The organism is Gordonia aquimaris (assembly GCF_026262595.1).
Lineage (GTDB): Bacteria > Actinomycetota > Actinomycetes > Mycobacteriales > Mycobacteriaceae > Gordonia > Gordonia tangerina.
Genome location: NZ_JAPKFM010000025.1, coordinates 60,057 through 79,153 on the forward strand (window position 1 = coordinate 60,057; position 19,097 = coordinate 79,153).

The 19,097-nt window shown below is 65.4% G+C and carries 17 protein-coding genes; 13 read left to right on the forward strand and 4 right to left on the reverse strand.

Translation table 11 applies throughout. From position 1 onward, the window contains the following. Nucleotides 1–21: 21 nt before the first annotated feature. The 6 genes from OSB52_RS19745 to OSB52_RS19775 all read left to right on the forward strand — a co-directional run bounded on the left by OSB52_RS19745 (nucleotide 22) and on the right by OSB52_RS19775 (nucleotide 8,953). Nucleotides 22–510, forward strand: coding sequence for a TY-Chap domain-containing protein (locus OSB52_RS19745; protein ID WP_235721567.1), 489 nt, complete (start codon nucleotides 22–24; stop codon nucleotides 508–510). Between the two features lie 308 nt (nucleotides 511–818). Beyond that, nucleotides 819–1,853 (forward strand): AraC family transcriptional regulator, encoded by a 1,035-nt coding sequence (locus OSB52_RS19750; RefSeq protein ID WP_235721566.1) that lies wholly within the window; start codon nucleotides 819–821, stop codon nucleotides 1,851–1,853. 238 nt (nucleotides 1,854–2,091) lie between these two features. After that, complete coding sequence (locus OSB52_RS19755; RefSeq protein WP_235721565.1) at nucleotides 2,092–3,714, forward strand: long-chain fatty acid--CoA ligase; 1,623 nt, start codon at nucleotides 2,092–2,094, stop codon at nucleotides 3,712–3,714. Between the two features lie 1,026 nt (nucleotides 3,715–4,740). Next, a complete protein-coding gene (locus OSB52_RS19765; protein WP_266063230.1) occupies nucleotides 4,741–5,829 on the forward strand; it encodes a hypothetical protein in 1,089 nt (362 codons plus the stop codon). Between the two features lie 44 nt (nucleotides 5,830–5,873). Then, entirely contained in the window at nucleotides 5,874–6,599 is a 726-nt protein-coding gene (locus OSB52_RS19770; RefSeq protein ID WP_266063232.1) for a hypothetical protein, read from the forward strand. Nucleotides 6,600–7,669: 1,070 nt separating this feature from the next. Further along, nucleotides 7,670–8,953, forward strand: coding sequence for a lipase family protein (locus tag OSB52_RS19775; protein ID WP_266063233.1), 1,284 nt, complete (start codon nucleotides 7,670–7,672; stop codon nucleotides 8,951–8,953). A gap of 99 nt (nucleotides 8,954–9,052) precedes the next feature. Here the strand turns inward: OSB52_RS19775 and OSB52_RS19780 are convergent, their stop codons facing one another. Further along, nucleotides 9,053–10,141, reverse strand: a complete 1,089-nt coding sequence (locus OSB52_RS19780; RefSeq protein WP_266063234.1) for a VOC family protein — start codon at nucleotides 10,139–10,141, stop codon at nucleotides 9,053–9,055. A gap of 229 nt (nucleotides 10,142–10,370) precedes the next feature. Here OSB52_RS19780 and OSB52_RS19785 point away from each other — a divergent pair, with 229 nt between their 5' ends. The 6 genes from OSB52_RS19785 (at nucleotide 10,371) to OSB52_RS19810 (ending at nucleotide 15,555) form a co-directional block, all read left to right on the forward strand. After that, nucleotides 10,371–11,249, forward strand: coding sequence for an acetaldehyde dehydrogenase (acetylating) (locus OSB52_RS19785; RefSeq protein ID WP_235721556.1), 879 nt, complete (start codon nucleotides 10,371–10,373; stop codon nucleotides 11,247–11,249). Beyond that, the gene (dmpG, locus tag OSB52_RS19790) at nucleotides 11,246–12,295 is read left to right on the forward strand and encodes a 4-hydroxy-2-oxovalerate aldolase (RefSeq protein ID WP_266063235.1); all 1,050 of its coding nucleotides are present in this window, start codon (nucleotides 11,246–11,248) and stop codon (nucleotides 12,293–12,295) included. The genes OSB52_RS19785 and dmpG overlap by 4 nt, the downstream gene beginning before the upstream one ends. Then, nucleotides 12,292–13,764 (forward strand): aldehyde dehydrogenase, encoded by a 1,473-nt coding sequence (locus OSB52_RS19795; RefSeq protein ID WP_266063236.1) that lies wholly within the window; start codon nucleotides 12,292–12,294, stop codon nucleotides 13,762–13,764. The genes dmpG and OSB52_RS19795 overlap by 4 nt, the downstream gene beginning before the upstream one ends. A gap of 11 nt (nucleotides 13,765–13,775) precedes the next feature. Beyond that, the gene (locus tag OSB52_RS19800) at nucleotides 13,776–14,528 is read left to right on the forward strand and encodes an SDR family NAD(P)-dependent oxidoreductase (protein WP_266063244.1); all 753 of its coding nucleotides are present in this window, start codon (nucleotides 13,776–13,778) and stop codon (nucleotides 14,526–14,528) included. A 15-nt stretch (nucleotides 14,529–14,543) separates the two neighbouring features. Next, nucleotides 14,544–14,951: a tautomerase family protein gene (locus OSB52_RS19805; RefSeq protein ID WP_266063237.1), complete on the forward strand. Its 408-nt coding sequence runs from the start codon at nucleotides 14,544–14,546 to the stop codon at nucleotides 14,949–14,951. 316 nt (nucleotides 14,952–15,267) lie between these two features. After that, the gene (locus OSB52_RS19810; protein ID WP_266063238.1) at nucleotides 15,268–15,555 is read left to right on the forward strand and encodes a GIY-YIG nuclease family protein; all 288 of its coding nucleotides are present in this window, start codon (nucleotides 15,268–15,270) and stop codon (nucleotides 15,553–15,555) included. Between the two features lie 321 nt (nucleotides 15,556–15,876). Here the strand turns inward: OSB52_RS19810 and OSB52_RS19815 are convergent, their stop codons facing one another. From OSB52_RS19815 to OSB52_RS19825, 3 genes are read right to left on the reverse strand one after another with little or no spacing between them, the layout of a single operon-like run. Next, a complete protein-coding gene (locus OSB52_RS19815) occupies nucleotides 15,877–16,188 on the reverse strand; it encodes an EthD family reductase (RefSeq protein WP_266063239.1) in 312 nt (103 codons plus the stop codon). 22 nt (nucleotides 16,189–16,210) lie between these two features. Then, nucleotides 16,211–17,278, reverse strand: a complete 1,068-nt coding sequence (locus OSB52_RS19820) for an NADH:ubiquinone reductase (Na(+)-transporting) subunit F (RefSeq protein WP_372512455.1) — start codon at nucleotides 17,276–17,278, stop codon at nucleotides 16,211–16,213. A 3-nt stretch (nucleotides 17,279–17,281) separates the two neighbouring features. Further along, nucleotides 17,282–18,508, reverse strand: a complete 1,227-nt coding sequence (locus tag OSB52_RS19825) for a cytochrome P450 (protein ID WP_266063240.1) — start codon at nucleotides 18,506–18,508, stop codon at nucleotides 17,282–17,284. Between the two features lie 126 nt (nucleotides 18,509–18,634). Between OSB52_RS19825 and OSB52_RS19830 the strand changes: the two genes are divergently transcribed. Beyond that, on the forward strand, nucleotides 18,635–19,097 hold a 463-nt coding region (locus tag OSB52_RS19830; protein WP_443673199.1), incomplete at its 3' end, for a cupin domain-containing protein.

Below are 19,097 nucleotides of genomic sequence, written 5' to 3' on the forward strand. Positions count from 1 at the left end.
ACCCATCGAGCAAGGAGGACCATGACCACCGAGGCCTACGACGACCACGATCACGACGACGAGTTCGATGACGAGTTCGAGGGCTACGACGAGCAGGTCGCCGAGTCGTGGCGGGAGTTCACCCACGACCTGGCCGTGCGTCTGGGTGATCTGCGGTTCGGGTCGTTCGATTTCATCGAACTGACCCATCCCGTCGGTACCCGCGAGCAACTGCTCATCACGTTTCGGGCCAACCGCGCGAGCCGCGTCCGCGCGACCGTGCCCCGCAGCGCGCTGGTCGGGCCACGCCAGCCCGAGTGGGTGCAGACGCAACGAACGTTCGAGGCGTTGGACTGGCGCTATCTGCCGCGCAAAGAGGAGTACATCCGGGAGTTCGGTCGCAAGCAACTCTTCCGAGCTTCGGTCCAGACCATTACGCTGCTGCGAGGTCAGTGGGGCGTCACCCATCCGTCGTTCCTGTCGCTCACCGACCCGTTCAGCACTGTGCACCCGTTCTCGCTCACCGGGTGAGGCGCGACGCGGGCCACCCGTCTCCGCCGACTGGGCGCTCGATCACGTGAGGCACTCGATCCGTTGACTGGGCGTCGTTTTCCGTCGAGTGAGCGCGATTTTTCGTTGACTGGGTACCGGCGCCCACAGCGTGGACACGTCGCACTACCCACTCGACCAGAAACGGCGCCCACTCGACGGAGATGAGCGCCCAATCGACGGAAAACGGCACCCACTCGACGGTTGGACACTGCCGCGAACTGCGCCCATTGGCGGCCCTTCAATGCGCGTTCTTGACACCAGAAGACCGGAAATTGACAGTAGAGCCCATGGCCGTGATCCGGGGGACGTCGCTGCTCGGCTTCGCCGAGCTCGTGGCGCAGCTGGGTGCCGACCCCGACCCGCTGCTGCGCCGCGCCGGGATCGCGCCCGACGACGCCGGACGCTTCGATGCGTTCCTCACCTATGCGTCGTTGATCCGGGTACTGGAGTCGGCCGCCGAGGCCACCGACCGCGCCGACTTCGGTCGGTTGTTGGCGCAGCGGCACGGCATCGAGATCCTCGGGCCGGTGGGTGTCGCGGCACGTACCGCCGGTTCGGTGGCCGCGGCGTTCACGATCTTCGAGAAGTATCTGGGCGCCTACAGTTCGGGGCTCACCGCGCGTATCCAGCCCCTGCCCGACGACCGTTTCTCCTTCGTCGAGCTGCGACTACTCACCCCGCACCTGCCGGCACATCCGCAGACCACCGAACTCAGCCTCGGCGCCACCCTGCAGGTGCTGCGGTTCCTGCTCGGCGCCGGCTACGCCCCGCTGTCGGTACATCTGCCGCACGAGGCGCTGACCTCCCGTGACGACTATCTGCACTACTTCTCGTGCACCCCGCGCTTCGGGGAGCCGCGTGCCGGGTTCACCATCCTGACCGCCGACCTCGACCACCCTCTCGTCGACGACGAACACACCCACCGCGCAATGCTCGGCTACCTCGACACCGTCATCGACCGCACCGCTCCGGGCGTCACCACGTCGGTGCGGGAACTGGTGCGACAACTGTTGCCGACGATGTCGGCGACGCTGCCGGTCGTGGCCGATCAGTTCGGGCTGCACCCCAAGGCGCTGCAGCGACTACTCGCCGGCGAGGGCTCCAATTTCCTCGCCGTCGTCGACGACGTGCGCCGCGAGATGGCGCAGCGCTATCTGCGTGACACCGACGTGACGTTGTCGCACCTGGCGCACGAGTTGGGGTATGCCGAGCAGAGTGTGTTCAGTCGGTCGTGCCAGCGGTGGTTCGGGTCGTCGCCCGCCCGATTGCGCAAGCAGTGGCGCACAACCCCCGCGTTGTCCCCTGCGGATCACCCGGCCTGACCGCCACCGGCGTCCTGTGCTGTCAAGTTTCTGTCCTCTGCGGTCAATACATGGGCTGGCAATTCGGACAATGATGTGGGTCACACCTGTGTGTCGAGTGAAAGGGGGTCCACAGGATGCGCTGCCGGACCGCGCCCTTCGCGAAACCCACCGCCTGTGCCGCGTCGGAGTGCCACGCTCGGATGTGATCCGCCACCCGCCACCGACCCGACCCCGAACACCTGAAGGAGAAGTCTCGATGCTGAGCACCATGCAAGATGCCCCGCTGTCGATCGCGCAGCTGCTGCGCCACGGCAGCTCTGTCCACGGCACCGCCGAGGTGGTCACCTGGACCGACGACGGTCCGCGTCGTCGCAGTTACGCCGACGTGGGCAAGCGCTGCGCGCAACTCGCGCACGCCCTGCGCGGGCTGGGCGTGACCGGCGACGAGCGGGTGGGCACGTTCATGTGGAACAACGCCGAGCATCTCGAGGCCTACCTGGCGATCCCGTCGATGGGCGCGGTGCTGCACACACTGAACATCCGACTGTTCCCCGAGCAGCTGGTGTTCGTGGCCAACCACGGTGAAGACCACGTCATCATCGTCGACCCCACCCTGCTGCCGCTGCTCAATCCGCAGCTGCCGCAGCTGAAGACGGTCCAGCACGTCATCGTGACCGGCGACTCGACCGCAGGTGTGGAGGCACCCGAAGGGGTGCAGGTTCACTCCTACGAGCAGTTGATCGCCGACCAGCCGACCGAGTTCGACTGGCCGGAGGTGGACGAGCGTTCGGCCGCCGCGATGTGCTACACGTCGGGCACCACCGGCGACCCGAAAGGCGTTGCCTACTCGCATCGTTCGATCTACATGCACTCGATGCAGGTGTGCATGACCGACGGCCCCGCACTCAAGCAGGGTGATCGGGCGCTGGCGGTGGTGCCACAGTTCCACGCCATGTCGTGGGGACTCCCCTACGCGGCGTTCATGATCGGCGCGTCGCTGATCATGCCCGACCGCTTCCTGCAGCCTGAGCCGCTGGCCGCGTTGATCGCCGCCGAGAAGCCCAACTTCTCCGCCGCAGTGCCCACCATCTGGCAGGGTCTGCACCAGTACCTCGAGGCACATCCGCAGGACATCTCGTTCATGAAGGACGTGCTGATCGGCGGGTCGGCGGTGCCGCCGTCGCTGATGCACACCTTCGAGGAGGACCACGGCGTGCAGGTGCTGCACGCGTGGGGCATGACCGAGACGTCGCCGCTCGGTTCGGTGGCTCGCCCGCCCGCCGACACCGAGGGGGAGGAGCGTTGGCGCTACCGCTACACGCAGGGTCGGTTCCCGGCGTCGGTGCAGGCCCGCCTGGTCGACGACCTCGGCGAGGTGGTTGCGCACGACGGCAAGAGCGTCGGTGAACTGGAGGTCCGCGGCCCATGGATCACCGGCTCCTACTACGGGGTCGACGCCCCGGAGAAGTTCCAGGACGGCTGGCTGCGCACCGGCGACGTCGGCACCATCACCCCCGACGGCTACCTCACCCTGACCGACCGCACCAAGGACATCATCAAGTCCGGCGGCGAATGGATCTCTTCAGTGGACCTGGAGAACGCGGTGATGGGCCATCCGGACGTCATCGAGGCCGCCGTCATCGGCATCCCCGACGCCAAGTGGGACGAGCGGCCGCTGGTCGCGGTGGTGCTGCGGGAGGGCTCTGACGCCACCGCCGACATCCTCCGGGAGTTCCTGTCCGACAAGGTCGCCAAGTGGCAGCTGCCGGAGAACTGGACTGTGATTCAGGAGGTGCCGAAGACCAGCGTCGGCAAGTTCGACAAGAAGCGGCTGCGCTCGCAGTACCAGGATGGCGACCTCGACGTCACGCGGATCTGAGGCTCGATTCTCTGCTGGCCGCGGGCCGGAGTGTTCGTCCCCCGGGTGTTGTTTCATCCGCCGACTGCGGTCGGCGGGTGAGGCGATACCCGGGGGACGAACTCGGCTCGGCATTGGTAGGTGAGGTCTTTGGCGGTAAGTCGTCCGAGGGCGCCCCTGCCACCCGCAAGATGACGGCCAGCACGCCGTCGGCCGTGTTGGGTCCGACCAGCCCGCCAAGCGCCGTGTCGCCGCGATCGGTCGGGCGCGGAAGTCCCGACCTCATTGTTCGGCTGGCCGAGCACCCAATTGTTTCCTGTGGTCTCCGCTTCACGCAGTATCTGGCAACCCCGATCACCGGACACTGAACGCATTGTCGGTCGTGCGAACGACCTCATGTCTGTGGTGCAGGTCAGATCTGCCTGGCTTGCTATGCTTCGCGACGATCGAGAAGCGCGTGGTTCGGGGGAGTTTGATGCTTGTAGATCCAGATGTTTTGCGTTCATTGTCTGCCCAGTCGGCCGCAGCGGCGGCCGGCATTGGCACCGCTGATGTTGCCGGTGTGACGGCTCGGGCGGCCGACGGACTCAATGGATCCACCACTCAGTGGGCGACACGTCTGATCGCTACCCACCTGCATCAACAGTCAGAGTCGCTGGTCGAGAACATGGATGCGATTGGTAAGGCAGTGCGAGGGGCCGGGGACACATTCAATGTGACGGATCAAGATCTGGCGGCTGGCTTGAATGGCCTTTGGAGGTAGTCGTGCTGCCGTCACGCGAGCGTCTACAAGGCTGGGATCCCGCGTCGCTCAGTACCGCTGGCACTACAATCACTTCGGCCGGCCGCGACGTTGCTGGTGCGGTGACGAGGGTTGACAACGCATGTCAGACCTCGCCCGAGATGAACGGGTGGGCTGGCGGTTCCCATGACGCCGCAGTCGCAATGTTTGGCCGCGCTACCACTGCGGCCGCTCAACTGTCCGGCAACTCAACCAGTGTTGCGTCTGCGATTGGGTCTGGGACCGGCCCGATCGGCGACGCACGGATGTCACTTCTCGCGAAGGCAGACGAGATCGACTCTGGCGATCTCTGGGTCACCAACGCGTGGGTCGTGCTGATCAAGGCCGCTCCGATGTCGGCCGAGGAAGCTGATGAACTTGCTGAGCGCGCGATCGCAGAACAGGAAGTCGTCAACCGCATGCTGCTAGCGGTCGGCGATGCCGATGAGCACACTGCGGATGCGGTCGTCGCCGCTGCGAAGGCCCACGGTTTCGAGCTACCGACACCGATCATTCCTTTGCCCGGTACAGCGAGACCTGCTGATGAGGTACCCAATCCCCGCAACCCGATGGGCCTGTATCAACAGATACTCATGCGCTCAGAAGACATGGGCGTAACCGTGCGCGAGACCACCGAGCATGAAGATGCCGAGGGCAACCGTGTCACGACGCTGCATATGCAGGATGGCAGCAGGCAAGAACACATCCTCATGAATCCGTATCGCGGCCCCGTCGCGGCGTCGGTCTTCAACGACGTCCGCGTCCTGCATTACGACAGGAACGGCAAGGAGATCTCGAAGAGCCGATCCTGGGAGAACTTCGAAGGCACGAAGTTCATGTCGACCACGTGGGCCGATGGAACGAACGTGTACGCCGAAGAGTGGGAAGACGGCTACAAGGTCGGTCGAGTAACCACGGCCGATGGACGCGCCGGGGACATTCCGGCCGATAGTCCCTTCTTCACTCACCCTGCACTCACCACCGTCGGTGGCGCGACAAGCGGCCTCGACGAGTACGCGAAGCGCGGTGGCGGCATACCGACGCTAAGCGGGGACGACGTCAAGAAGGTCGGCGTCGGAATGAAATTCGCTGGCCCGGCACTCGGGATCGCTACCACGATCTACGATGTCGCGACTGCAGACGCAGGGCAGAAGTGCGAGGCAGCAATCGCCGGAACATTTGGCATTGTCGGTAGCGCTGCAGGCGGTGCCGTCGGCGGATTCGGCGGCGCAGCCGCTGGCGCGGGCGTCGCGTCTGCACCCGCCGCCGTGGCTGGAGCCGCTGGAGGATCCATGCTGGGCAGTTGGGCGGGCGGTTGGGTCGGAGGCAAGATCGCGAGGGTGGTATGTCCGTGAACTCCCTATCCGCGCCTAGTCGCTGGTCCGACCGGCGGCGATTGATGACCACCGTTGCAATCGCGCTCGGCGTCATGGGCTTGTTGTGTGTGAACTGGCTCATCAGAACCCTCGCCAACGGCGAACCATTGACGAGCCTCATTGCCTTCGGCGCAAGCATATTCACCTTTGGCCTGGCCGCTAACATGTATCGGACAAAGATCAGCAAGTCAGTGATATCCCGAGTCGATGTTGCCAATAGCACAACAGTGCTCGAACCGGATTCGCGGTGCGCGTACTACGTCTTGGCCGCCGTATGCGGAATGATTCTGAGCGGCACCCTGTTTGCAGTTCTCGCACCTCTGCACCTCGTCGATCTCGAGTTGACCGACGGCCAGAGGCTGTTCTTCTCTATCGGCGCTGCATTCGTAGCCGCCCTCTGTGTGCCCGCCCTGATTCGCTCTCTCCGGCACGGCGGCCCGCGTATCACGCTGGACAGCAATCACCTCGACTTGTACAACGGGAAGCGGTGGACTTCCTTCCGGTGGGATGACATCGATGCAATCCTTGACTACCTTCCCCATGGAAAGTCCAACTCCGGGTGTCCGATAACGATCGTCGCCGTCGATGGAAGCACGTTCACGTTGGACACCCCCGATTCGTATACCCAGGGGGGTATAACGCTGTTTTGGATGTTGCGGCACTATTGGCTGACTCCTGAGGATCGCGATGAGTTGGCCGACGGTAGAGCAGCCGAGCGATTTCTCTCGGCGCGCTTCGAGACGCGCTGATCGCCACTCCGAGCTGATCTCGGACCGTGAGCAGACCAAGACGATCAGGCCTGGACTCGGCTTCGGGGACGTGCCGTTGATCGCTCGGGTTTCGTCCGACTCCCCGGTTGCGCGGAGGTTTGGTGATGCCGCGGAAGACGAATGCGATATGGCTCCACGGCCAGCGGGTCGGACAGCGGATCGTCCAGTGTGGAACGGGGACCCGAAACTGGATTCGACAAGAAGCGCTGGAGCTCCCGGCACCAGGATAGCGATCTGGAAGTCACGCCAACGCAGGGAGCGTTTGGCGATATCCGGCGGACGAACTCAGCGGCAGGGCCGGAACCGATTTACACCAGCGTCGCTCGTTCAGTTAACTAACTGAGTGCCGCTAAACCATTGCGCACGTAGCCTATTCGTACGAACCTGCGCTTCGCATCTAGCGGCCCCCGCTGCTCGTCTGATGTCATGGGAGCGTGGTGGGGGGATTCACAACCCGCTCGAAGGAACATCCCATGCGTAGGACTACACGCATATCAGTCGGACTGGCTATTGTTACCGGCGCCGCATTGTCGGTGGGCGCTGCTACCGTCCAGGCAGCTTCACCTCCACCAACCGGAGCAATCACCAACCCCTCGGCCAACGTGGTGGTCTTTCGCATCGACAACAACCTCGACAAGCCCAACAGGTGCGGCGGTCGCCTCGAAGGAGACGTCAGGTTCTCCACCCCATATGGCAACGTAGCCCCACGCAGCAGCATCGTGTACACAGTCGCGGCCGTACCGGCGGGGAACTACTCCGTGCGGTGGCTGTGCGATGGATTCACCGGCCCCCGCAGTCTGCTGACCGTGACCGGCGTGGCCAAACCCTCCAGCGAGCCACACCTGATTCCGAACAAACCCACCGCTCGGAACGTCCCGAACGGTCCCAGTATCGCGCCGAGAACGCCGCGGACCTCACCGAATCTGTTCGGCTCCCTCGAGAGCTTCAATATGTTCAGCTCGTAGGCGCGCGCCGGCCCGCTACCCCGGCCCTTCCATCACGACACGGGAACCTCGGCGCATCGCAACCGCACCTGATTAACTCCGTGCATGGCCCGTGTCACCCGCCTTGCGCTGCTTCGTGTCCTCGTCATCCTCGGACTGGCTCTCGGATCGGTGGTGTTCGCCGCGGCACCGTCGGCGATCGCCGCACCCGGCCCGGGCTCACCGTTGCCGTCGGCCGACCCCTTCTACCGCTACACCGGCCCACTGGAGAACATCGAACCCGGAACGGTACTGCGGTCGCGGCCGATGACGTTCCGCACCCCCACGCTCGACAGCCCGATCACCGGGACCCAGGTGCTGTATCGGACCACCGATCAAGCCGGCGATGGCGCCGTCACCGTCGCAACCGTGTTGCGCCCCTTGACGCCCGGGCCCACAAAGCTGGTGTCCTACCACATGGCCTATGACGCGCTCGGCTCCAAGTGCGATCCGTCGTACACCCTCAGCGGTGGCTACGCGAACTCGCTGAACACCGCCGAACAGGGCGTGATCGCGGGCTATCTCGCCGCCGGCTACACCGTGGTGGCGCCCGACTACGAGGGCGAGGACCTCGAATGGACCATCGGCCGGCAGTCGGGGTACGCCGCACTCGACGGCGTCCGCGCCGCGCAAATTTTCCTGCGGGTCCCCGACTCCACGCCGGTGGGCCTGGTCGGTTACTCCGGTGGTTCGGTGCCGACCCAGTGGGGCGCCGAGATCGCGCCGCGCTATGCACCCGAGCTCAACATCGTCGGCACCGCCGCGGGCGGCCTGCCCGTCGACCTCGCGCACAACCTGCCCTACATCAACGGCAGCGACCAGTGGGCCGGGGTGATCCCTGCACTCGTGGTCGCCTACCAACGCACCTACGACCTCGACGTCGACTCCTTCCTCTCCACCCGCGGCAAGCAGACCTCCCAGCAGGTCAGCGATGAGTGCATCGTCGAATTCGCCGGCAACTATCCCGGACTCACCAGCGCCGACATGGTGAAACCGCCCTACTCCGGGCTGCTCGACGTGCCCGAGGTGGTCCGCGCAGTCAACGACAACATCATGGGCACTGCCGGTACCCCGCGCTCGCCGCTGTTCCTGGCCGTCGGAAACAGCGACGCCATCGGCGACACCATCATGGTCACCGGCGACGTGGTGGGCCTGGCACACGAATACTGCACCCGCGGAGTCGATGTCACCTACGCCCAGTACGACGGGCACACCCACGGGCAAGCGTTCCCGGTGTTCGAGGCGCAGGCCCTGCCGTATCTGACCGAACGGTTCAACGGGGTGCCGACCCGCAGTAACTGCGCGACGATCCCGCAGGGGAACAGTCTGGCGCCGATGGCGGTGCCGTAAGGATGCACCACCATCGGCGGAGGACTTCGCGCGCCGGTCGTTCTTGCGCGCGTGAAGCTTCGCGCGCGAGCGCACGCTAGACGCGCGAGAGACGTTCCGTCAGGCCGGCGCCCCCGCGACGGCCCGCGAGTGGTCGATCTCGATCGGGGTCTCCTCGACCGCTTCGGCGACTGCGGCCGGCTCGGCGCCCGGCCCGAAGTGCGCGAACTGTTCGATGTGCTGATCCAGCGACAGCGGGCTCGGGGTGCCGTAGGTGAAGTAGGTTTCCCACGGCAGCTTGGCGCCGCCGATGGCGAGGCCGGTGTCGATGTCGGACATCTGCCATGTCTTGGTCTGCGCGTCGGGGTCGAGGTGCAGGTAGCCGGCCTCGCCGAACAGTTCGATCCGGTTGCCGCCGGGCTCGAAGACGTAAAGGAACTGGCCCTGGGTGATGCCGTGTACGTCGGGGCCGGCTTCGATCTGGACGTCGTAGTCGCGGAACATCTCTGCAGCATCCATGTTGTGCTGACCGGTCCCGTAGTAGAAGGCGACGTGATGCAGTTTGCCTCGCCCGCCGGTCATGTCACGCATACAGGCGACCTCGTGGCCCAGGATGTTGGAGCTCATCCAGGCGCCGATCTCCTCGTCGCCATCGACGACGCGTTCGGTGGTGCGGAAACCGAGGTGGCGTTCGAACTCGTTCTTGACCGAGGTCACATTCGACGCCATCAGATTCAGGTGGTCGATGCGCTTGACCGGGATACCCGACAGCGGCTTCTTCGACGGGCGCGACAGGATCTTGCTCCGCAGTTCCTCAGGCGCCACATACTTCTCGGCCTCCCACACCAGTGACAGGTTGTGGCCGTCGGCGGAGTGATACTCGAAGGTCTTCCCGAAGCCGAACTGATCCTCCGACCACCTGCCGTCGACGTTGCCGTCCTTGAGGGACTTCACCCGACGTTCCAGTGCCTCGGGGGAGCTGGTGCGTAGCGCGGCGTGTCCCATGCCGGCCTGATCGGATTCGGTGATCTTCAGGCTCCACTGGTAGGGGTCCTCGTAGCCGCGCAGGTACACCGACTGCCCCTCGCGCTGCGTGACATACATGCCGAGGAACCGGGTGAAGAAGTCCTCGGTCTCCTGTGGCTTCGGGCTGAACAGTTCGACCCGCGCGAGGTGGGCGATCTCGAATCGGTCTGTGTTCTCGCTCATCGGTACTCCTGTGGTGAATCGTCCGGCACCGGGGGTTCCCTGGGGCCGCTCCATCGGTGGATGACCCGAGCATGCCGCGCTCCTGTGACCCGGGTCACGGCCATTCGGGATGGCCGAACACCGTCGGCACATCCGATGCCGGAATTCGGGCAGTCCGGTCGACGCCCCTCCGGCACAGCGGATCTTCGTACGGTCGAGCCAACGCGACAGCGAGTGAAGGAGAACGAAGATGAGTCGATTGACGGCCGCGATCGTCGGGTCGGGAAACATCGGCACCGATCTGATGTACAAACTGCTGCGGTCCGAGCACGTGGACCCGGTGGCGATGGTGGGTATCGACCCTGACAGCGAAGGGCTTGCGCGGGCACGGGCTGCCGGACTGGACAGCTCAGCCGATGGGATCGAGTGGCTGCTCGCACAGTCCGAGCTGCCAGATCTCGTGTTCGAGGCGACGTCGGCGAAGATCCATTCCGCCGCGGCGCCGCGGTATGCCGAAGCCGGGATCGTCGCAATCGATCTGACACCGGCCTCGGTGGGTCCGTATGTGGTTCCCGCGGTGAATCTTTCCGAGCACCTGCAGGCGCCGAATGTGAATATGGTGAGCTGCGCCGGCCAGGCGACCATCCCGATCCTGTACGCGATCAACGAGGTCGCCGACGCGTCCTATGGGGAGATCGTGGCGGCGATCGCGTCCAAGAGCGCCGGCCCCGGCACTCGGCAGAATCTGAGTGAGTTCAGCGAGAAGACCGGCCGCGCACTGGCGCAGGTGGCCGGCGCCGACCGCGCCAAGGCGATCTCGGTGATCAATCCCGCCGAACCGCCGATGAACATGCGTGACACCGTCTACGCCCGCGTCCGCAACCCCGATGCCGCCGCCATCGAGCGCGCGGTGATCGACATGGTCGGAGAGGTGCAACGGTACGTACCCGGCTACTCGCTCAAGCTCGTCGACGTCGAGGGCGATCTGGTGACGGTCATGCTCGAGGTCGTCGGCGCCGGCGACTTCCTGCCCACCTACGCCGGCAACCTCGACATCATCACCGCTGCGGCCACCCGGGTGGCCGATGTGATGGCCCAACAGAATCTCGTGACAGGAGCAGCACAGTGACCACCAACGCCGATTCGACCCAGGCGGTGACCCTGGTCGACACCACGCTGCGTGACGGCATGTCCAGCGTGTCGCACCAGTTCACCACCGACAACGTCGCCGCCATCGCCGCCGGACTCGACCGGGCCGGTGTGCCGACCATCGAGGTGGCGCACGGCATCGGACTGGGCGCGTCGTCCATCCAGTATGGCCAGGCCGCAGCCACCGACCCCGAATACATCCGCGCCGCGGTCGGCGCCGTCGAACACGCCGACATCGCCGCCCTGTACGTGCCCGGCATCGCCACCCTCACCGAACTTCAGGGCGCCATCGACGCCGGCATCCGCACCGTGCGGGTTGCGGTGCATTGCACCGAAGCCGACTGCGCCCAGCAGCCAGTCGAGTGGGCGAAGAGCAAGGGCCTCACCGTCATGTGCTTTCTGATGATGAGTCACAAACTCGAGCCCGAGCCGCTGGCCGAGCAGGCCGCCAAGCTGGATTCCTATGGCGCCGACGTCGTCTACGTGGTCGACTCCGCCGGCGCGATGGTGCCGCAGCAGGCCGGTGCACGGGTCGCCGCCTTGCGAAGCGCGATCAACGCGCACATCGGCTTCCACGCCCACAACAACCTCGGCGTCGGGATCGCGAATGCCTTGACCGCTGCGGAGAACGGCGCCACCTACATCGACGGGTCGCTGCGCGGTCTCGGCGCGAGCGCGGGCAACGCGCAGACCGAGGTGCTGGCCGCCGCGTTCGAACGAGCCGGATGGCGCACGAACGTCGACCTGTTCGGTCTCATCGACACCGCCGAGCACGTCGTCGCGCCGTTGATGACAGAACCGCAGATCGTCGACGAAACCGCGCTGGTCCTCGGCTATGCCGGGGTGTACTCCACGTTCTTCCACCCCACCAAACGCGCGGCCAAGAAGTTCGGCCTTCCCACCCGCGACATCCTGCTCGAACTCGGCCGTCGCGGGGTGATCGGCGGTCAGGAGGACATGATCATCGACGTCGCCTCCGAACTGGCCGGACGCACCTACGAGACCCCGGAGGTGGCAACCGTATGACCACATCACCGTCCAGCCCGATCGACGTCAAGCATCTGATCGGCGGCGACTGGAAGTCCGCCTCGGACGGCGCGACCTTCGAGACCCGCGACCCGCACGACGGCGCACTGCTCGGCACGGTCGCCCGCGGCACCGCCGACGATGGCGCTGAGGCGATCACCGCCGCCCGCCGCACCTTCGACGAGGGCGGATGGTCGCAGATGGCACCCAAGGAGCGGGCCAAGATCCTGCATCAGGTGGCCGATGCGGTCGACGCGCACCGCGAGGAACTGGCGATGCTCGAAACCCGCGACGGCGGCAAGACGATCACCCAGTCGCTGCATGCCGAGATCCCTCGTGTGGCGCACAACCTGCGCTTCTTCGCCGACTATGTGTCGATGGCGGCCAACGAGGCCTACCCGGACGGTGACCTGCTGTCGTATGTGCTGTACCCGCCGGCCGGAGTGGTGTCGGCGATCAGTCCATGGAATGCGCCACTGATGCTGGCCACCTGGAAGATCGCGCCCGCGTTGGCGTTCGGCAACACCGTGGTGCTCAAACCGGCCCCGCAGACACCGTTGACCGCCAACAGGTTCGCCGAGATCGCCCTCGAGGCGGGACTGCCACCCGGGGTGCTGAATGTGGTGCACGGCTTCGGCGGCGAGGCCGTCGCCGGACCGCTCACGTCGGACCCGCGGGTCGATCGCATCACCTTCACCGGGTCGAGCGCGACCGGCGTGAAGATCCTGCAGGCCGCCGCCGCCAACCACACCCCGGTGTCGGCGGAGATGGGCGGCAAGTCGGCCAACATCGTCTTCGACGACGCTGACCTCGATGTGGCGGTGCCGATGTCACTGCGGGCCATCTTCGGTGGTAACGGGCAGGTGTGCCTGTCAGGTACCCGGCTGCTGGTGCAGAACTCGATCCGCGAGGAGTTCCTGGAGCGGTTCACTGAGGAGGCCCCCAAGCTGGTGGTCGGCGACCCGAAGGAGGCGTCGTCGTTCATGGGCCCACTCATCGAGCAACGCCACCTGGAGAAGGTGCACGGCTACGTCGAACTCGCGCAGGAGGAAGGCGGCAAGGTGATCACCGGCGGCGAACGGCTCACCGGTGACGCGTATGCGAACGGCTTCTACTATCCGCCGACCATCATCACCGGGCTCGACAACACCTCCCGCACAGCGCGCGAAGAGATCTTCGGTCCGGTGGAGACCGTGATCGGTTTCGACACCGAGGAGGAGGCACTGCGCATCACCAACGACTCCCCCTACGGACTCGCCGGAATCCTGTTCACCGAGAACCTCAATCGCGCCCACCGGCTGGCGGCTCGGTGGAAGGCCGGCACCGTCTGGATCAACACCTTCTTCGAGCGTGACCTTCGCCTGCCGTTCGGCGGTGAAGGCATCAGCGGGCTGGGCCGCGAAGGTGGGCAGTACTCGCGCGAGTTCTTCACCGAGCCGCGTGCCGTCACCATCCGGTTGCGGAAGTGATGGGCATGAAGATGCCGTCAACGGAGACGTGCGTGGTCGTCGGCGCGACCGGCGCGATGGGCTCGGTGATCACCGAACGCCTCGCACGCACTGGTTATCGAGTTGTGGCGGTCGCGCGCAGCGCCGACGAACTGGAGAAGCTGGCGACGTCGAGCGACCGGATCGTGCCGTGCGTGGCCGACATCGGCTCCGACGACGCCGTCGACACCATCCGCTCGAGTCTCGCCGGACCGGTTCGGTTGGCACTGTTCGCCGCAGGCCTTCCGGTGCGCGGGTCGGCCGATTCGATCGAGCCGTCGGCGCTTGCGTTGGCCGCGAACATCAAGGTGGCCGGCACCGTGCGTTTGCTGCATGCGGTGCGTGATCACGTGCGGGATGGGTCGAGTTTCGTGGCAATCGCCGGGTCGCTGGGGGCAGAACCGGGGCCGCTCGACGCCGGACCCGGTACCGCAAACGCCGCGCTGTTCAACCTGATGCGTCAGATCAGCAAGCTATACGGTCCGAAAGGCGTTGTCACCCATACCATCGCACCCGGACCTATCGATACACCACGGCTACGATCACTGGTGGAGACGCAAGCCGCCGAATCCAGGCGCAGCGTCGACGACGTGTGGGCCGACTACCGCGCCAAGACCTCGCTGGGTCGGCTGCCCACCCTTGACGAGATCGCTTGGCTGGTGGAAACGCTGCTCGCACCGGAAGCCGCCGTCCTGCACAGTGCCACCCTCGCAGCCGACGGCGGCGTACGCCACTCACTCCTCTGACCCCAAGGACCTGACATGCCTGTCGCCCACTTTCACCTGCCCCGCAACACCTTCAGCGCCGACGAGGAGCGTCGCCTTGCCCTAGCAGCCAGCGAAACCTATGCGCGTGTGCTGGATTCGCCGATCGACCGTGTCCGCGTCTTCGTCGTGCACTATGAGCCGACAGCTGTCGCGGTCGGCGGGCGACTCGTCGACGAGGGCGCTGCGGTGTCGCCCTACTTCACCGCCATCGTGTTGGCCGGGCGGACGGTGGAGCAACGTCAGGAGTTGGCGAGCGCGCTCACCGATGTGGTGGTCGACGTACTCGGGGTCGAGCGGAAGCAGGTGCGCGGACAGATCGTCGAAGTCGCGCCCGAGAACTGGTCGATCGGCGGGACCCCGGCAAGCGCGTTGCGGGCGGCGGAGATCGCAGCGCGTAGGTAGTCGCACCAACTGGTGGTCGAGTAGCAGCGAAACGAAGTGAGTCGCGTATCGAGACCTCCGAGAGTGGGCACTGGTCTCGATACGCCATCTCGCCTAGCGGCTCGACGGCTACTCGACCAGCAGTGGGCCCGCCCCCTTGCATCGAACGCCTCGAACTACTCGGGGCAGCTCCCTGCTGGTCTAGTAGTCGACGAGCAGTTGGGGCAGCTCCCTGCTGGTCGAGTAGTCGACGAGCGCAGCGAGGAGACGTATCGAGACCAGTACCACCTGTGGATGAGTATCCGGCACCGATGGCTCCAGGCTGCATAGTCGACGTATGGGGGCGTTCGTCTACATCCTTGAATGTGCCGATGGCAGCTTCTACGTCGGGAGCACGCGGAATCTCGAACTACGACTAGCGCAACACAACTCGGGTCGTGGGTCGGTGTACACGTCTGCCCGGTTGCCGGTGCGGTTGGCTTACCACCAAGAATGCGAATCTATCGATGTGGCGTTCGCGCTGGAGAAGCGCATCCAGAACTGGTCGCGGGCGAAGCGGCTCGCGCTGATCGAAGGCAGGCTCGACGACCTTCCGATGCTGTCGAAGAAGGGGCGTCGGGGATGAGGTCGATCGCTGGCCGTAGCACTGGTCTCGATACGTTCTCGGCTAGCGCCTCGAACTACTCGACCAGCAGTTTGGAACTCCTCGACCAGCAGTTTGCAGGACCTACCAACCCCTGCTGATCGAGTAGCGGCGAACGGAGTGAGTCGCGTATCGAGATCCACTGTGGGCGGCACTGGTCTCGATACGCTCTCGGCTAGCGCCACGAACTACTCGACCAGCAGTCGGGGGCGCCTCGAACTACTCGACCAGCAGTTGGAGCGTCTCTCCTGCTGATCGAGTAGCGGCGAACGGAGTGAGTCGCGTATCGAGATCGATCGGCGGTCAGGGGCCGGTGGTGGTTTCGTCGACGAAGTACATCGTGGCACCGCCGGAGGCGAAGTTGGGGACGTCACCGGCAGCGGCCTGCCCGGCGTCGGAGCCGAGCGCCTGGGCGCACGCGTCCTTCGATGTGAAGGTGAGTGTCGCAATCGCGTAGGCGGCCGGCAGGTTGCCGTCGAGTGATTCGCACCGGCCCATCGAGAACCGCTCGACACCGGGGATGGCTTTAACCAGGCGCACATGCTTGGTCTCGTAGTGCTCGTCGAAGGCCACCGGGTCGGTGGGCTGGTTGTAGATGACAGTGAGCTGATACATCGGTGTGCCTCTCGGGTGGGTGTCAGGGTGTCGCGACGGATGCGGCGGGGGTGAACTCCTCGCGGAAGATCAGCCGCGGCGCCATACGGCGACGTTTGAGCGACTTCACCGCGGCGTCGATCATGGCGGGCGGACCGCACAGGTAGGCGCTCATGCCTTTACAGCTGCGGAAGTCGCCGACCACGACGTCGGTGACCAGGCCGGTCGCGCCGTCCCATGACTCGTCGCTGAGCGCCGGGCGGTAATGGAAGTGCTCGTGCTGCGCGGCGAGGTCGGTGAAGAACTCGACGTCGTACAGGTCCGCACGGCCGCGACCACCGTGGTAGAGGTACATCTCCGGCACCAGTTCGCGGTCAAGAGCGTGTCGCACAATGGATTTGAGCGGCGCGAGGCCGGTTCCACCGCCGATGAGGATGGCCGGTTCGGCTTGCTGGTGGACCAGGTTGAACTGGCCCAGCGGACCGCGGAGGTCGATGCGGTCGCCCACCGCGAGCGAGTCGAAGATCCAACCGTCGGTGGCCAGCCCACCCGGTGTTCGTTTCACGTGGAACTCGAGTCGCCGCTGCTCACCGGGCGGATTGGCCATCGAGTACTGTCTGCCGACGCCGTGCCCGGGCACGATCAGCTCGCAGTACTGGCCGGCGTTGAACGCCATGTCCTCGTCGAGGTCGACGACGAGACGGCGGGTGTTCGCCGCGACATCTGACAGCTCGACGACCTCGCCGAGGTAGTCGCGCAGCGGATGGTGCGGCACTCCGTCGTCGACGGCACCGGTCGGCTCGACGACAAGATCGGACTGCGGGGTCGCCATGCAGGCCAGGGCGAGGTCGTCGGCGCGTTCGGCGCCGGTCAGCGTGTACTCGGGCGACTCGCGATGATCGACCGATCCGCACAGCACCTTGAGCTTGCAGGTACCGCAGGTACCCTGCGTGCACGAATGCGGAATCCACGCGCCGGCGCGCAGGGCGGCGTCGAGAATGGGTTGCCCGTCGGCGACGTCGAACGCGTCGGCCGATCCCTTGATCTCCACTCGGTGCGTGCTCATGGTCGCCTCTCGGTGCGGCGGGCCGGCGGGCATGGTGATGGTCATCGCTCACACCTCCCAGGTGACGTGCAGTTCCTTGGGGCCGCGGAAGCCCCAGCCCCAGAAGCTGACCTCGTGGTCGGGATCGAGTTCGATGTTCGGGATCGTCTCGAACAGTTCCTCTAGCGCGATGCGCACCACGGCGCTGGCGAAGTAAGTGCCGGCGCAGGCGTGTACGCCGCCGCCGAAGGTCATGTTGGGGATCACTGTGCGGTCCAGGTCGTAGCGGGTGGGCGCGTCGTAGGCGTGCTCGTCGTTGTTGGCCGACCCGTAGGACAGCATCACCAGCGACCCGGCGGGCAGCGTCACGCCGCCGACGGTGACCTCATCGGTGGCGACCTTCACGGCCGCCGACCAGATCGGTGCGACCCACCGCATACCCTCCCCCACCGCGCGCGGGATCAGCGTCGGATCGTCGATGACACGTTCGAGCTGTTCGGGCCGACTGAACAGTCCGGCGAGGGTGGTGCCCATGGCGTGGCCCGGTTCCTGCATCGCGCCGAGCAGGAACACGTACAGGTTCGGGTAGATCACCGACCGGTCGCGGGTCTGACCGTCGGGCATCCCATCATGCAGCCAGTGCGAAATCGCGGTGTGATCCGGATTCTCGATCCAGTGATCGATCTTCGGATCGAGGTGCGCGATGATCTCGGCCTTCGCCTCGTCACCGGGGATGAAGCCGTCCGGGTTGGCGAACTCGCCGTCGGCGGTCATGTCGGCGTTGGTGAACGAGACGCTGAGCTTGTGGAACCATTCGCGCAGTTTGTCGGTGCTGACGTCGTTGAGCCCGAGTAGATCGCCCAGGGACCGGACACTGACCGGTTCGAAGTACTCCGCGACGATGTCGGCGGTGCCGTTGTCTTCGATGGCCGCCAGCCGTTCCCGGGCGAACGGGCGCACCAGGTCGTCGATGTAACCGTCCACCGCGGCGGGCTGCAGGTGTGGCTCCACCATGCCGCGCAGGTTCTGATGCTCCGGACCGTTGGTGTTGAGGATGGCGCCCTCCCCGAAGGTGCGCCCGCCGGCCGGTGAGATCACTGCGGGCCAGTTCTCCGAGTCCTTGGCGATCTCCATGCACAGTTCGCGGGTGGACACGATGTGCAGACCCAACTGCGGGACGTATGCGATGGGCGCCTCGGCCCGCAGCCGCTCGTACACCTGGTGTGGATCGTTCTCCAGCTGTTCGATGGTGATGTCTTCGATCCATGCGGGAGTCAGAGATTGCGCAGTGGTCATGGGTTTCTCCGTTCGGATATGCGGAATCGACATCGGAATCGACCGGCGGACGATCCGGTGATGACGGCGACCGGGCTTGATGAACCCTGTGATCTGGAACACTATGGTCAGATCGGAGGAGAGAGAATGACCGATAGTGCACCGTTCGTTGACCGCGAGCGCACGGACCCTGAACCGGCGACCGTGGCGTTGAGTACCCGCGATCTGACGAGTACCGAGCAGCGCGCGCTGTGGTCGCAGACGTTGGATTCCACCTACTGCGAGATGGCTGTCGACTGGCCCTCGGGTAGCGACGGTTTTGCCGCGGACATCGTCGCGCGACCGGTGGGCAGTATCTCGGTGAGTGTGGTGCGCGCCGACCCGCACACGGTGGTCCGCACGCCGTCGATGATCGAGTCCGATCCCGGTGATGATCTGTTGCTATGTCTCATCACTCAAGGGACCGCGACGATTGCGCAGTCCGGGCGAAGCGGTGTGCTGTGTGAAGGTGCGTTCGGTTTCGTGGATTCCGCACAGCCGTTCGTGGTGCGTGGCGAGACCACTTTCGAGCAGATCGTGGTACGGCTGGGCCGTGATCTGCTCGCCCCTC